This window comes from Luteimonas sp. FCS-9 (assembly GCF_001014645.1).
Taxonomy (GTDB): domain Bacteria; phylum Pseudomonadota; class Gammaproteobacteria; order Xanthomonadales; family Xanthomonadaceae; genus Luteimonas.
In genome coordinates this window covers 1-14548 of sequence record NZ_LASZ01000018.1, presented here as the reverse complement: position 1 = coordinate 14548, position 14548 = coordinate 1, and the positions used below count along the sequence as shown (strand labels likewise).

Here is a 14548-nt window from a genome sequence, read left to right as displayed (position 1 = left end):
GGCGTCAGCGCGGGATTTCGCGGCTGAAGCGCAGTGTGGTGCGGGCACCGTCCGCACCCGCGACGCCGATCTCCAGCCGCAGTGTGTCGGGGCCGGTCGCATGCGCGGTCGCGACGTGGTCGACGTGGCCGTCGACGGTCACCGGCGCGAAGTCCAGCGTCTGGCGCACGCCGCGCAAGTCGCGGGCGTGGCCGGAGACGGTCACCGCCGGTGCGGTGTCGCCGGCGCGGACGCTGACCAGCACCAGCACCCGGTCGTCGGCGCGGTCGATGCCGTACTGGCGCGCCGCGGCTTCGCCGATGCGCGCGGTCGGCACGACGCTGGCCTCGACCTCGGCGGTGCCGAGCAGCGCGCGTTCGGGCATCGCGACGGCGCCGTCGTCACCGCCGGCGGGCGGCGCGGCCGGGCCGGCGCCGCAGGCGGCGAGCGCCAGCGCCATCGCGGCCGCGAGCGGCAGGCGGCGCTCAGTCATTGGCGGCCGACAGTTCGGCGCCGCGGCGCGCGGCGCTGGCGATCGCCTCGGCGACCAGCGCGCGCAGGCCGCCGGCTTCGAAGGTCTCGATCGCCGCCTGCGTGGTGCCGCCGGGCGAGGTCACGCGCCGGCGCAGCGCCTCCGGGGCCTCGTCGCCCTCGACGAGCATGCGCGCCGCACCGAGCACGGTCTGCAGCACCAGCGTGCGCGCGTCGGCGGCCGGCAGGCCCTGGGCGACGGCCGCCGCCTCCATCGCCTCGGCGAGCAGGAAGATGTAGGCCGGGCCGCTGCCCGAGACCGCGGTGACCGCGTCCATGCGCGCCTCCTCGTCGATCCAGACCGTCGGGCCGGCGCTGCGCAGCAGCGCATCGGCGCGCGCACGTCCGGCCGCATCGACGCGTGCGTTCGCGAACAGCCCGGTCACGCCGGCGCCGAGCAGCGCGGGGGTGTTGGGCATCGTGCGCACGACCGCGACGTCGCCGCCGAGCCAGCGTTCGATCTGCGCGGCGGTGATGCCGGCCGCGATCGACAGCACCAGCGGCCGTGCCTGCGCCGCGCGTGGCGCCAGGGCCTCGCAGACACCGCGCAGCACCTGGGGCTTGGTCGCCAGCACCCAGGTCCCGGCGCCGTCGACGGCCGCGTCGGCGGTCTCGAACGTCGCCACCCCGAAGTCGCGCGCGAGCGCGTCCCGAGCCGGGGCGTTGGGATCGGCGACGCGGACCGTGTGCGGGTCGGCGCCGCGCGACAGCAGGCCACCGATCAGGCTGCGCGCCATGTTGCCGCCGCCGATGAAGGCGGTCGCGGCATCGGAAGGAGAAGCGTGGGGCATGGGCGGTCCGGATCGGTGGAAAGGGGGCGGTGCCGACGGCCGCGCCGGCGCGGCATGGGGCGCCGGCGTCGGGCGCGCGACGGCGGGTCTATACTGCCGCCGGACACCGGGAGGCGCCAGCCGCCGCCGGCCTGCGGCGCCGCCGGACCACCACGAGGGACTTCATGGACATCGCCGAACTGCTGGCGTTCTCGGTCAAGAACAAGGCCTCCGACCTGCACCTGTCGGCTGGCCTGCCGCCGATGATCCGCGTCGACGGCGACGTGCGGCGCATCAACATTCCCGCGCTCGACCACAAGCAGGTCCACGCGCTGATCTACGACATCATGTCGGACAAGCAGCGGCGCGACTACGAGGAGTTCCTCGAGGTCGACTTCTCGTTCGAGATTCCCGGGCTGGCGCGCTTCCGCGTCAACGCGTTCAACCAGAACCGCGGCGCCGGCGCGGTGTTCCGCACGATCCCGTCCGAGGTGCTGACGCTCGAGGACCTGAACTGCCCGCCGATCTTCCGCCAACTGATCGACCAGCCGCAGGGACTGATCCTGGTGACCGGGCCGACCGGCTCGGGCAAGTCGACCACGCTGGCGGCGATGCTCGACCACATCAACAAGAACGAATACGCGCACATCCTCTCGGTCGAGGATCCGATCGAGTTCGTGCATACCTCGCACAAGTGCCTGGTCAACCAGCGCGAGGTCCACCGCGACACCCACGGCTTCAACGAGGCGCTGCGCTCGGCGCTGCGCGAGGACCCGGACTACATCCTCGTCGGCGAGCTGCGCGACCTGGAGACGATCCGCCTGGCGCTGACCGCCGCCGAGACCGGCCACCTGGTGTTCGGCACGCTGCACACCAGTTCGGCCGCCAAGACCATCGACCGCATCATCGACGTGTTCCCGGCCGGGGAGAAGGCGATGGTGCGCTCGATGCTGTCCGAAAGCTTGCGCGCGGTGATCTCCCAGGCGCTGCTCAAGAAGGTCGGCGGCGGCCGCACCGCGGCGTGGGAAATCATGGTCGGCACGCCGGCGATCCGGAACCTGATCCGCGAGGACAAGGTCGCGCAGATGTACTCGGCGATCCAGACCGGCCAGCAGTCGGGCATGATGACCCTCGACCAGCACCTCCAGGACCTCGTCAAGCGCGGCGTCGTCGCCCGCGCGCAGGCGAAGGAATACGCGAAGGACAAGCGACTTTTCGAATGATCGAAAAGTCGCCGGGATTCGGAATTCGGGATTAGGGATTCGGTACAGGGCCAGGGTTCGCGATCGGAACGGATGCGCCATGGCGAATCCCGCCTCCCCAATCCCGAATCCCGGCTCCGAAGGAGCATTCGTGAGCAGCCTCGACTTCACCTCGTTCCTCAAGCTGATGGCCCACCAGCGGGCGTCGGACCTGTTCATCACCGCCGGGCTGCCGCCGTCGATCAAGGTGCACGGCAAGATCTCGCCGGTCACGCAGACGCCGCTCACGCCGCAGCAGGCGCGCGACATGGTGCTCAACGTGATGACGCCGCCGCAGCGCGAGGAGTTCGAGCGCACGCACGAGTGCAACTTCGCGATCGGCGTCTCGGGCGTGGGCCGGTTCCGCATCTCGTGCTTCTACCAGCGCAACCAGGTCGGCATGGTGCTGCGCCGGATCGAGACCCACATCCCGACGATCGAGGAACTGAACCTGCCGCCGGTGGTCAAGACGCTGGCGATGACCAAGCGCGGCATCGTGATCATGGTCGGCGCCACCGGCGCCGGCAAGTCGACGTCGCTGGCCGCGATGATCGGCTACCGCAACCAGAACTCGACCGGGCACATCATCACGATCGAGGACCCGATCGAGTTCGTGCACCGGCACGCCGGCTGCATCATCACCCAGCGCGAGGTCGGCATCGACACCGACAGCTGGGAGGCCGCGCTGAAGAACACGCTGCGCCAGGCGCCGGACGTGATCATGATCGGCGAGGTGCGCACGCGCGAGGGCATGAACCACGCGATCGCGTTCGCCGAGACCGGACACCTGGTGCTGTGCACGCTGCACGCCAACAACGCCAACCAGGCGATGGACCGGATCATCAACTTCTTCCCCGAGGACCGGCGCGGCCAGCTGCTGATGGACCTGTCGCTCAACCTCAAGGGCGTCATCGCCCAGCAGCTGATCCCCACGCCCGACGGCAAGGGCCGGCGCGCTGCGATGGAGATCCTGCTCGGCACGCCGCTGGTGCAGGACTACATCCGCGACGGCGAGATCCACAAGCTCAAGGAGATCATGAAGGACTCGACCAACCTGGGCATGAAGACCTTCGACCAGTCGCTGTTCGAGCTCTACCAGGCCGGCGAGATCTCCTACGAGGACGCGCTGCGCTACGCCGATTCGGCCAACGAGGTGCGGCTGCGCATCAAGCTCGCCCAGGGCGGCGACGCGCGCACGCTGGCGCAGGGGCTGGACGGGGTGGAGGTCGCCGAGGCGCGCTGACGCCGCTGCCGGCGACGCGGCGCTTGATCGGCACCCGCGCCGCCGTCGAGAATCCGCGGCGCGGCGGCCATCCGCGCGCCCTCCGATCCGTGTCCCTTCACAAGGAAGCCCCATGCATCACTTCGTTCCCCGCTGCGTCCTGGCCGTCTCGCTGCTGGCCGCGGCCGTCTCCGCCGCGCACGCGCAGAGCGCGCTCGACCGCCTCAAGGGCCTGGGCGGCGGCCGGGCGCAGACCGCGCTGGACGTCGGCAGCGACGTCGTCAAGGGCCTGACGCTCAACGACGCCGACATCGCCACGCTCGGCGCCGAGGCCGCGGCCGCCTACGACGCCGAGAACCTCGTCGCGCCCGACAGCGACCCCTACGCGCAGCGGCTGGCCAAGCTGGTCGCCGGCTGGGAGAACGACGCCGGGCTGGACCTCAACTTCAAGGTCTACCGCACGCCGGAGATCAACGCCTTCGCGCTGCCCGACGGCTCGGTCCGGGTGTTCAGCGGGCTGATGGACAAGATGGACGACGACGAACTGCGCTTCGTCATCGGCCACGAGATCGGCCACGTCAAGCATGGCCACAGCAAGGCGCGCTTCCGCACCGCCTATCTCGCCCAGGCTGCGCGCAAGGGCGTGGCCAGCACCAACAACGCGGCAGGCCGGCTGGCCTCGTCGGAGCTCGGCGGCGTGGTCGAGGAGGTGGTCAAGGCGCAGCATTCGCAGTCCAACGAACTCGAGTCCGACGGCTACGGCCTGGGGCTGCTGCAGCGCGGGGGCTTCAACGCGCAGGCGGCCGTGACCGCGCTGCAGAAGCTCGACGACGGCGGCCCGAAGGCCGACATGCTGTCCAGCCATCCCGATCCGGCCCGGCGCGCACAGCGCATCCAGGCGCAGATCCGCTGATCGCCCGGCGTGTCCCCGCGCGTGCGGGGGCGCGCCGCGAAACGCTGCGTTGTCGCGATGCGTCGCGCGCTGCGCGTATCGTGGCCCCGCCTTGTCGCCAGTTTGACCCCCGCCGGGGGACAATGGCGCATTCATCCAGAGGAGTTCCGCTGATGGCCTACACCCTTCCCGAACTTGGCTACGCCTACGACGCGCTCGAGCCGCACATCGACGCCAAGACGATGGAGATCCATCACACCAAGCACCACCAGACCTACATCAACAACGCCAACGCGGCGCTGGAAGGCACCGAGTGGGCCGACCGCCCGGTCGAGGAGCTGGTGGCCAACCTCGACAAGCTGCCCGAGGACAAGCGCGGCCCGCTGCGCAACAACGCCGGCGGCCACGCCAATCACTCGCTGTTCTGGACGGTGATGTCGCCCGACGGCGGCGGCGCGCCGGTCGGCGATGTCGCCAAGCACATCGACAGCGACCTCGGCGGCTTCGACGCGTTCAAGGAGGCCTTCACGAAGGCCGCGATCAGCCGCTTCGGCAGCGGCTGGGCCTGGCTGTCGGTCGACAAGGCCGGCACGCTGAAGGTCGAGAGCAGCGCCAACCAGGACAACCCGCTGATGCAGGGCGTGGGCTCGGGCAACACCCCGATCCTCGGCCTGGACGTCTGGGAGCACGCGTACTACCTCAAGTACCAGAACCGTCGCCCCGACTACATCGCCGCGTTCTACAACGTCGTCGACTGGAACGAGGTCGAGCGCCGCTACCAGGCGGCGGTCAAGGGCTGAGCCCGCACCGCCCCGTGTCGCAAACGTTCCGGCCGCGCAAGCGGCCGGAATGCGTTCGGGCCGATGCATCTTCCCGTCGGACGGGACGTTCCCCGTCGTAGGCGCGCGCGAGCGCGCTCCTACAGGGGGGCACGGGCTGGGACCGCGGTCCGCGCGGCGTCGTCAGCACGCGGCCTGCCGTGCCCGCGCGATGTCGTCCATCACCGGGCAATCCGGCCGGTGCGCGCCGGGCAGGTAGCCCAGGCTCATCAAGAATTCGCCGGTGATCTCGCCGCCGGTGAAGCGGAACGTGCGCTTGAACAGCTTCACCCACGAGGCCTTGTCGCGCGGGCGGCCATCCTCGTGCGCATGCGCGTCCAGCCACGCCGCGAAGCCGCCATGGGTGTCGCGCATGCGCTGCACGACCCGGGCGTTGTGGATCGCCGCGTCGATCTTGAGCCGGTTGCGGATGATTGCCGCGTCGGCCATCAGCCGGGCGCGGTCGGCATCGCCGTAGCCGGCGACGGCGTCGACGTCGAAGCCGTCGTAGGCGGCGCGGAAGCCCGCACGCTTGCGCAGCACCGTCTCCCAGCTCAGGCCGGCCTGGTTGATCTCCAGCAGCAGGCGCTCGAACAGCACCGCCTCCTCGCGTTGCGGGAAGCCGTACTCGGTGGCGTGGTAGGGCCCGTGCAGCGGATGGCCGGGCGCGGAGTCGCAGTAGCCGCTCATGCGCGAAGGATAGGCAGGCCGGCGGCCCGGCGCCAGGCGGAACGGGGCCGCTTGCGCCCTTCACACGGGCCGCGCGACCATGCGCCATCGCCCAGCAGGAACCGTCGATGGAAATCGCTCACCGCCGCGTCGCCACGGTCCACTTCACGCTGTCGGATCCGTCCGGCGCGCAGATCGCCACCACCCGGGGGCACGACCCGCTGGTCTACATGCACGGCAGCGGGTCGATCATCCGCGGCCTGGAGGAGGCGCTGGAAGGCCGCAGCGCAGGCGACGCGTTCACGGTGGACATCCCGCCCGAGGCGGGCTTCGGTCCGCGACACGACGGCCTGGTGCAGCGGTTGCCGCGCAGCGTGTTCACCGGCAGCGTCGTGCCGGCGGTCGGCGAGAAGCTGCGCGCGCAGACCGAGAAAGGGCCGCTGGACGTCACCGTGACCGCGCTCGATGCCGACAGCATCACCGTGGACGGCAACAATCCGCTGGCCGGGCGCACGCTGCGCGCCGAGGTCGAGGTCGTCGGCGTGCGCGTGGCGACGCCGCAGGAGATCCAGTTCGGCCTGTGACGGCGTGCGGCCGGCTCAGCCCGGCCGTGCCCCGCCACGTCGGCGCAGGCGCCCGGCCAGTGCCTGCGCGTCGAACGGCGCGTGCACCTTGGCGTCGTTGTCGAAGTAGCAGTAGACGTCGCGCCCGCCTGGCGCGCGCGGCGCCCGAGACGCGCTGCGCGCGGCATCGCGCGGCTCGCCGCCGGCGGCCCAGCGGGCGATCCTGCGCGCCCAACGGTCCAGCGCGGCCTTGCCGTAGCCGCTGGTGTACAGCTCGGTGTCGCCGTGCAGCCGGATGTAGACGAAGTCGGCGGTGACGTCCTCGGTGACCGGGTGGCGCCCCGCGCTGTCGGACACCACCAGACCGACGCCGTGCGCGCGCAGCATCGCGACGAATTCCGGGGTCTGGAAGCTGGCGTGGCGGACTTCGAGCGCGTGCCGGATCGGCCGCTCGCGCAGCCGCGGCAGTGCGCTGCGGCCCTTCATCAGCGCCGGCTCGCGCCGCCGCGCCAGCGCCAAGGCCGCCCCGGTGTCGCGTGGCAGCAGCCGAAGGAACGCGCCGATGCGCGCCGGGTCGAACGCGAGCTGGGGCGGCAGCTGCCACAGCAGCGGGCCCAGGCGGTCGTCGAGCGCCAGCACGCCGGAGGCGAGGAAGTTCGCCAGCGGCGTCTCCACGTCGCGCAGCCGCTTCATGTGTGTGATCAGGCGCGGTCCCTTCACCGCGAACACGAATCCCGGCGGGGTCGCGTCGCGCCAGGCCCGCCAGCTCCTGGGCGATTGCAGCGAATAGAACGAGCCGTTGATCTCGATCGTGCCGAAGCGCCGCGCCGCGAATGCCAGCTCGTCGCGCTGGACCAGGCCTTCGGGATAGAAGACCCTTCGCCAGGGCGCGTAGCGCCAGCCGGAGATACCGATGCGGATCGTCATGGCGGCAGTCTCGCCGCCGCCGCGGTCGGCGGCCGTGAAACGGCGGCGCGCGACGACCGGGCCGGCCTGCAGCGCCTGCACGCGTCGCCTGCGGTGCGGGCGGCTAGAATGCCGCCATGTCGTTCTTCGCCAATCACATGCTGGTCGCGCTGCCGGCGCTGCAGGATCCCGACTTCGCGCGTTCGGTCGCGCTGATCTGCCAGCACGACGCCGATGGCGCGATGGGCGTGGTCGTCAACCGGGCGTCGGAATACACGCTGGGCGAGGTGTTCGAACAGATGGGCATCGTGCTGGTCGACCAGCGTCTGCGCGACCGCCGCGTGCTCGCCGGCGGCCCGGTGCATCCCGAGCGCGGCTTCGTGCTGCACGATGGCACCGCGCGCTGGGACTCGAGCCTGGCGATCGCCGGCGACCTGAGCGTGACCACCTCGCGCGACGTGCTCGAGGCGATGGCGGTCGGCGAGGGGCCGGACAACGCGATCGTCGCGCTGGGCTGCGCCGGCTGGGGGGCCGGGCAGCTCGAGCAGGAACTGACCCAGCACAGCTGGCTGACCGTGCCCGCCGACGCGCCGCTGCTGTTCGACACGCCGCTGGACGCGCGCTGGCAGGCGGCCGCGGGCCGCATCGGCGTCGACATGACGCTGGTCGTCAGCCACGGCGGCCGGGCGTGAGCGACGCCGTGCCCGGCCCGTCGGCCACGGCGATCCGCCGCGACGGCACGGTGCTCGGTTTCGACGTCGGCACACGGCGCATCGGCGTCGCCGTGGGCAGCGCGTTCGGCCACGGTGCGCGGGCGCTCGCGGTCGTCGACGTGCACGGCGGGCAGATCGACTGGCCGGCGATCGCGCGGCTGCACAAGGAGTGGCGCCCCGACGGCATGATCGTAGGCGACCCGCTGACGCTCGACGGCGGCGACCAGCCCGCCCGGGTGCGCGCGCATGCGTTCGCGCGCGAACTCGTCGCCCGCTTCCGGCTGCCGGTGGTACTGGTCGACGAACGCGCCAGTTCGATCGAGGCCGCGCGCCGTTTCGCGGCCGATCGCGCCGAAGGCCGGCGCCGCCGCCGCGACGCGGCCGCCCTCGACGCGGTGGCCGCCGCGGTCATCGTCGAGCGCTGGCTCGCCGCGCCGGACGACGCCACGCCGGTCTGAGGCCGCCGGGTCTTCGCCCGTGCAGGTTTCCGCGCGGCACCCCCGTAGGAGCGCGCTCGCGCGCGAAGAGGCGCCCCCGGGAAAGCGTTCGCGCGCGGGCGCGCTCCTACAGGAAACGCGCGCTGCATGGCGCCGAAGGTGAGGGCGAGTCCAGCTCCGGGCGCTACCCGCGCGAGGGCCGGGTGCGGGACAATCGGGACTCCGCCGCTGCCCGCCATCGCGATGACCCCGACCGCCTCTTCCGTGCAGTTCGACGCCGACGGCCGCCTGCGCCACCTGCTGACCCTCGACGGCCTGCCGCGCGCGACGCTCGAGGCGCTGCTCGACCGCGCCCAGGCGATCCTCGACGGCGACGAGACCAACGCACGACTGGCCGGCGTCGCAGTCTGCACGCTGTTCTTCGAACCCTCGACGCGGACCCGGCTGAGCTTCCAGCGCGCGACGCAGCGGCTCGGCGCCGACGTGCTCGGCTTCGACGCGTCGACCTCGTCGACCACCAAGGGCGAGACCGCGCTCGACACCTTCCGCAACATCGAAGCGATGGGCGTGCGCGGCTTCGTCGTGCGCCACAGCGCCGACGGCGCGGTCGCTGCGCTGGCGCAGGCGGCCGCGCCGGGCACCGCCCTGCTCAACGCCGGCGACGGGCGCAGCGCGCACCCGACCCAGGGCCTGCTCGACATGCTGACGTTGCGCCAGGCGAAGGGCACGGACTTTTCGCGCCTGCGCGTGGCGATCGTCGGCGACGTGAAGCATTCGCGCGTCGCGCGCAGCGACCTGCAGGCGCTGCGCACGCTCGGTGCCGGCGAGATCCGGGTCTGCGGGCCGGCCGCGCTGCTGCCCGACACCGACACGCTGGCCGGTTGCGCGGTCTCGCACGACCTCGACGCCGCGATCGAGGGCGTCGACGCGGTGATGATGCTGCGGCTGCAGCGCGAGCGCATGGAGGAGGGACTCGTGGGCTCGCTCGACGACTACCACCGCGACTACGGGCTCGACGCCCGGCGGCTGCGGCGGGCCGCGCCCGACGCCATCGTGCTGCATCCCGGCCCGATGAACCGCGGCGTGGAGATCGCCGACGACGTCGCCGACGGCCCGCAGTCGCTGGTGCTGCGCCAGGTCCGCAACGGCGTCGCGGCGCGCATGGCGGCGCTGGAACGGCTGCTGGCCTGAGCCGGGCCGGGCGCCGGCGGTCCCGGTGCCCCGAATCCGGTATCGTGCCCCGCTTTCGCCCGATGCCGGCCCCGATGCAGCCTTCCCGCATGCCCAATCCCGACACCGCACGGCCGGCCGCCGCGTCCGCGCACGCGCTCAAGCCGCGCCAACTGGTGATGATGGGCCTGGGCAGCGCGATCGGCGCCGGCCTGTTCCTGGGCTCGGGCGTCGGCATCCAGGCCGCCGGTCCGGCCGTACTGCTGTCCTACCTGATCGCCGGCGCGCTGGTGATCGTGGTCATGCATGCGCTCGGCGAGATGGCCGCGGCCAAGCCGGCCAGCGGTGCGTTCTCCGTCTACGCCGAGGATGCGATGGGCGCGACCGCCGGCGCGACGGTCGGCTGGCTGTGGTGGCTGCAGGTGGTGATCGTCATCGCCGCCGAGGCGGTCGGCGCGGCCGGCCTGCTGGCGACGCTGTGGCCCGGCGCCTCGGTGCCCGGGCTGGCGCTGGCGTTCATGGCCGCGTTCACCGCGATCAACCTGCTGGGCGTGCGCCATTTCGGCGAGTTCGAGTTCTGGTTCGCGATCCTCAAGGTCGTCGCGATCCTGGCCTTCATCGCGGTCGGCGTCGCGTTGCTGATGGGCTGGCTGCCCGGCGTCGCGTCGCCGGGACTGGCACGTGTGTACGCCGACGGCGGCTTCGCCCCGAACGGGCTGATGGGCGTCGGCGCGGCGCTGCTGGTGGTGGTGTTCGCGTTCGGCGGCACCGAGATCGTCGCCGTCGCCGCCGCCGAGACCGACGATCCGGCGCGCAGCCTGGCGCGCGCGATCCGCACCGTCGCCTGGCGCATCCTGGTGTTCTACCTGGGCTCGATCGCGGTGATCGTCGCGGTGGTGCCCTGGGACAGCCCGGCGCTGGCCTCGCCGTTCGCGGCCGTGCTGGAGGTGGCGCGCATCCCCGGCGCGGCGGCTGCGATCACGCTGGTCGCGGTGATCGCGCTGCTGTCGGCGCTCAACGCCAACCTCTACGGTGCGTCGCGGATGATCTGGTCGCTGGCCCGGCGCGGCGAGGCGCCGGCGGTGCTCGGCCGCAGCGACCGTCGGCTGGTGCCGGTCGCCGCGGTGCTGGCCAGCGTCGCGTTCGGCTTCGCTGCGGCGGGGCTCGAGCTGCTGTACCCGCAGCGGGTGCTGCCGGTGCTGCTCAACATCGTCGGCGCGACCTGCCTGCTGGTCTGGACGATCGCGTTGGTCTCGCAGCTGATCCTGCGCCGGCGCGCCGACCGCGCCGGCACGGCGCTGCCCTACCGCATGCGCGCCTTCCCGCTGCCGACGCTGGGCGCGCTGGCGATCCTGGGGCTGATCTTCGCGCTGCTGGTCGCGTCCCCCGACACCCGCGCGCAGTTCCTGTCGATGGTGCTGCTGGCCGCGGTCGTCGCCGCGCTCGGCGCGGTGGCGCGTCGCCTGCGCGGCGGCGTCCGTCGCGTCCCGTAGCGCCCGCGTCCCTCAGCGCCGCTGCGCGAACAGCCAGTCCCACAGCGCCCGCGTGCGGTAGGCCGCATCCCAGCTGTTGTGGTTGGCGTCCGGGAACTCGGTGTAGCGCACGTCCGCGCCGACGCGCTGCAGCGCCGCGTGCATGCGTTGCGACTGCACGGGCGGCACCACGTCGTCGCGGGCGCCGTGGAACAGCCAGCTCGGGACCTCGCGCAGCTGCTGCGCCGCCGCATCGAAGGGGTCCTCGGCATCGCGCGTGGATTCGACCTGCAGGCTGTCGAGGTCCGGACGCGTACCGGGCGGGGTGATGCCGCCGCAGACGGGCACCAGCGCGGCGAACCGGCCCGGTTCGCGCAGCGCCAGCGACCAGGTGCCGTAGCCGCCACGGGACATGCCGGTCAGCGACGTGCGGCGCGGATCGCCGTCGAACTCGGCGCTCGCGGCATCGAGCGCGGCCAGCGCCATCGTCGCGACGTCGCCTTCCCACGACGCGCCCTCGGGCGACTGCGGGAACACGACCAGCGCCGGGAAGTCCGCCGCGTGCGCGCGCACGTACGGCCCCAGGCCGGCCTGGGTCTGTTTGTCGCCGTCGCTGCCGCGCTCGCCCGAGCCGTGCAGGAACAGCACCACCGGCAGCGGCCGCGGCAGCGATGCCGACGGCACGAACACCTGGTAGACGACGCGGCGCCCATCGAGCTCGACCTCGCGGCGCACGAAGCCGCCGGGGGCGTCGCCGGGCGGCAGGGAGCGGCAGCCGGCGAGCCAGGCCGCGCCGCCGGCACCGGCGAGCGCGAGGCCGCGCAGCAGGCGGCGGCGGGCGGCGGAGTCGGGAGGCAGGGGCATGGACATCTCCAGGGCAGGGCGCGCTCAGCGAGCGGTCGAGAGGACGAGGGCGAAGGCGAGCAGGTGCAGCGCGACCATCGCCCGGAAGGCGACACGGTAGCCGGGCTTGGCACTCTTGTGCCGCAGCAGGCGCTGCCCGAGCCATGCGGCCGGCCAGCCGCCGAGCAGTTCGAACAGGTGCAGCCGGGCCTCGGGCGTGCGCCGTCGGCCGGCCTGCGCGGCGCGCTTGTCGATCGCGTACGCCGCGAACGTGACCAGGTTGAGGACCGCGAGCGCCGGCGCCAGTGCGACGGGCAGCCGGCCGGTGGCAAGTCCCCAGGCCAGGGCGGCGGCCCACGCTGCGATCAGCGACGACATCGCCAGCAGGCCCCCGCGACCCGGGGCGCGGGCGGGAATCGGCGCATGGCGCGCCTGCCGGGTGCGCGCGGCCGCTAGCGAGACGCGCACGACCTGGCGGGCGCGCCAGCGGCCATCGGCCTGGCGCGAACGCGTGTAGCGCACGACCTCGCCGACCTCCGGCCGTCGACCGCCCTGGTCGTAGTCGCGGATGTGGAAGAACGCGCGCGGACCGTCCGCGGGATCGAGCGGCTCGACGAAGCCGTAGCCGCGCGCGTCGTCCCAGTTGGCGATCCGTCCCGGTTGCGTGACTTCGGACACGGCCGGCGTCCCTCAGCGCAGCATGATCGCAGTGGCCAGGCCGAGGAAACTGAAGAAGCCCATGATGTCGGTCACCGCGGTGACCACGACCGTGCCGGCGACCGCCGGATCGACGCGCATGCGCTTGAGCAGCAGCGGCAGCAGCACGCCGGCCGTCGCCGCCGAGCAGAAGTTGATGACCAACGCGGTGAAGATCACCATCGACAGCACCCAGTCGTGGAACCAGACCAGCGCCACGAGCGCGACCAGCGTGCCGATCAGCACGCCGTTGATCAACGCCACGCGCAGTTCCTTCCACATCAGGATGCGCGCGTTGCTGGCGCCGACCTGGCCCAGCGCCAGGCCACGCACCATCAGCGTGAGCACCTGGACCGCGGCGTTGCCGCCGATGCCGGCGACGATCGGCATCAGCACCGCGAGCGCGACGACCTGCTCGATCGTCGCCTCGAAGCGGCCGATGACGAACGCGGCCATGAACGCGGTCAGCAGGTTGATGCCCAGCCACACGACGCGGCCGCGCACCGCGCGCCGGATCGGCGAGAACAGGTCCTCGTCCTCGTCCAGGCCGGCCGCGCCCAGCGCCTGGTGCTCGGCCTGCTCGCGAATGATGTCGACGACGTCGTCGACGGTGATGCGGCCCAGCAGCACGTTGCCGTCGTCGACCACCGGCGCGGACACCCAGTCGTTGTCGGAGAACTGGCGCGCGACCTGGTCGGCCGATTCGTCGACGTGGATCGAGTCGAGCTCGTCGTCGATCAGCCGGTTGATCGGCGTGCCGGGGTCGCGGGTCACCAGGTCCTGCAGCGCGACCCAGCCGATCAGCTGGTGGCGGCGGTTGACGACGTACAGGTGGTCGGTGTGATCGGGCAGTTCGCCGCGCAGGCGCAGGAACCGCAGCACCACGTCGACGGTGGTGTCGGCGCGCACCGTCACCACGTCGGGGTTCATCAGGCGGCCGGCGGTGTCCTCCGGATACGAGAGCACCTGCTCCAGCCGCTCGCGGTTCTCGCGGTCCATCGAACGCAGCAGCGTGTCGATGACCGCGTCGGGCAGGTCCTCGACGAGATCGGCGAGGTCGTCGATGTCGAGGTCCTCGACCGCGGCGACCAGCTCGTCGGGATCCATGTCCGCGATCAGGCTCTCGCGGACCTCGTCGCCGACGTGCACCAGCACCTCGCCGTCGTCGTCGGCATCGACCAGGCCCCAGACCACGATGCGCTTGTCGTGCGGCAGCGACTCGAGCAGGTTGCCGATCTCGGCCGGTGCCAGCGTGTTGACCATGCGCCGCACCGGCCCCAGCCGCCCGCTGTCGAGGGCGTCGGAGAGCAGGCGCAGCTGGCGCGCGGTCTTGTCGTGGCGGACGGCTTCGGCCATGGACGGCTCCGTTGCGCGTCGCGACGGACGGCGGCGCGACAGGTCAGATGTGCATCCGGCCATTATCCGCGCTGCGCTGCGGAATAGGAACGGTCGAGCGGCGGGAAGACGCCGGCGACCTCACGCCACAGTCATGCCGGCCCGGGACGGATCGTTCGCCGGTCGTCGCGCCGCGACGGAACCTGCGGGGCGCGGCGGCCGGGCGGTGATCAGGGCAAATGCGACCAGCGACGCCGGCGTTGCCCGCTCGCAGCTCGCAGGTCGCGCGCC

16 protein-coding genes are annotated in these 14548 nt (G+C 72.5%); 9 read left to right on the top strand and 7 right to left on the bottom strand.

Annotated elements, in window-relative coordinates:
- Positions 1–4: 4 nt before the first annotated feature.
- Complete coding sequence (locus WQ56_RS13985; RefSeq protein WP_156170550.1) at positions 5–472, bottom strand: DUF4426 domain-containing protein; 468 nt, start codon at positions 470–472, stop codon at positions 5–7.
- Positions 465–1301 (bottom strand): pyrroline-5-carboxylate reductase, encoded by an 837-nt coding sequence (gene proC, locus WQ56_RS13980; protein ID WP_047137750.1) that lies wholly within the window; start codon positions 1299–1301, stop codon positions 465–467. The genes WQ56_RS13985 and proC overlap by 8 nt, the downstream gene beginning before the upstream one ends.
- 164 nt (positions 1302–1465) lie before the next feature.
- Between proC and WQ56_RS13975 the strand changes: the two genes are divergently transcribed.
- From WQ56_RS13975 to WQ56_RS13960, 4 genes are all read left to right on the top strand, one after another.
- The gene (locus tag WQ56_RS13975) at positions 1466–2503 is read left to right on the top strand and encodes a type IV pilus twitching motility protein PilT (protein ID WP_047137749.1); all 1038 of its coding nucleotides are present in this window, start codon (positions 1466–1468) and stop codon (positions 2501–2503) included.
- Positions 2504–2633: 130 nt separating this feature from the next.
- Complete coding sequence (locus WQ56_RS13970) at positions 2634–3764, top strand: PilT/PilU family type 4a pilus ATPase (RefSeq protein ID WP_047137748.1); 1131 nt, start codon at positions 2634–2636, stop codon at positions 3762–3764.
- A 112-nt stretch (positions 3765–3876) separates the two neighbouring features.
- A complete protein-coding gene (locus tag WQ56_RS13965) occupies positions 3877–4656 on the top strand; it encodes a M48 family metallopeptidase (protein WP_052773016.1) in 780 nt (259 codons plus the stop codon).
- A gap of 152 nt (positions 4657–4808) precedes the next feature.
- Positions 4809–5435, top strand: coding sequence for a superoxide dismutase (locus tag WQ56_RS13960; protein ID WP_047137747.1), 627 nt, complete (start codon positions 4809–4811; stop codon positions 5433–5435).
- Between the two features lie 162 nt (positions 5436–5597).
- On the opposite strand, the gene WQ56_RS13955 is transcribed toward WQ56_RS13960, so the two are convergent.
- Positions 5598–6143, bottom strand: a complete 546-nt coding sequence (locus WQ56_RS13955) for a DNA-3-methyladenine glycosylase I (RefSeq protein WP_047137746.1) — start codon at positions 6141–6143, stop codon at positions 5598–5600.
- Positions 6144–6250: 107 nt separating this feature from the next.
- Between WQ56_RS13955 and WQ56_RS13950 the strand changes: the two genes are divergently transcribed.
- Positions 6251–6706 carry a peptidylprolyl isomerase gene (locus tag WQ56_RS13950; protein ID WP_047137745.1) on the top strand — a complete coding sequence of 152 codons (456 nt, stop codon included), beginning with the start codon at positions 6251–6253 and terminating at the stop codon, positions 6704–6706.
- 15 nt (positions 6707–6721) lie between these two features.
- Here WQ56_RS13950 and WQ56_RS13945 read toward each other — a convergent pair whose 3' ends face one another.
- Positions 6722–7612, bottom strand: coding sequence for a DUF72 domain-containing protein (locus WQ56_RS13945; protein WP_047137794.1), 891 nt, complete (start codon positions 7610–7612; stop codon positions 6722–6724).
- A gap of 116 nt (positions 7613–7728) precedes the next feature.
- Here WQ56_RS13945 and WQ56_RS13940 point away from each other — a divergent pair, with 116 nt between their 5' ends.
- From WQ56_RS13940 to WQ56_RS13925, 4 genes are all read left to right on the top strand, one after another.
- Complete coding sequence (locus WQ56_RS13940) at positions 7729–8283, top strand: YqgE/AlgH family protein (protein WP_047137744.1); 555 nt, start codon at positions 7729–7731, stop codon at positions 8281–8283.
- Positions 8280–8762 (top strand): Holliday junction resolvase RuvX, encoded by a 483-nt coding sequence (ruvX, locus tag WQ56_RS13935; protein WP_082132424.1) that lies wholly within the window; start codon positions 8280–8282, stop codon positions 8760–8762. Before WQ56_RS13940 ends, ruvX begins: the two co-directional genes overlap by 4 nt.
- A gap of 222 nt (positions 8763–8984) precedes the next feature.
- Complete coding sequence (locus WQ56_RS13930; protein ID WP_047137743.1) at positions 8985–9932, top strand: aspartate carbamoyltransferase catalytic subunit; 948 nt, start codon at positions 8985–8987, stop codon at positions 9930–9932.
- Between the two features lie 89 nt (positions 9933–10021).
- Positions 10022–11404 (top strand): amino acid permease, encoded by a 1383-nt coding sequence (locus WQ56_RS13925; RefSeq protein ID WP_047137742.1) that lies wholly within the window; start codon positions 10022–10024, stop codon positions 11402–11404.
- Between the two features lie 12 nt (positions 11405–11416).
- Here WQ56_RS13925 and WQ56_RS13920 read toward each other — a convergent pair whose 3' ends face one another.
- From WQ56_RS13920 to mgtE, 3 genes are read right to left on the bottom strand one after another with little or no spacing between them, the layout of a single operon-like run.
- Complete coding sequence (locus tag WQ56_RS13920) at positions 11417–12247, bottom strand: prolyl oligopeptidase family serine peptidase (protein ID WP_156170549.1); 831 nt, start codon at positions 12245–12247, stop codon at positions 11417–11419.
- A 24-nt stretch (positions 12248–12271) separates the two neighbouring features.
- The gene (locus WQ56_RS13915; protein ID WP_047137741.1) at positions 12272–12904 is read right to left on the bottom strand and encodes a DUF1294 domain-containing protein; all 633 of its coding nucleotides are present in this window, start codon (positions 12902–12904) and stop codon (positions 12272–12274) included.
- Positions 12905–12916: 12 nt separating this feature from the next.
- Positions 12917–14278 (bottom strand): magnesium transporter, encoded by a 1362-nt coding sequence (mgtE, locus tag WQ56_RS13910; protein WP_047137740.1) that lies wholly within the window; start codon positions 14276–14278, stop codon positions 12917–12919.
- Positions 14279–14548 lie beyond the last annotated feature (270 nt).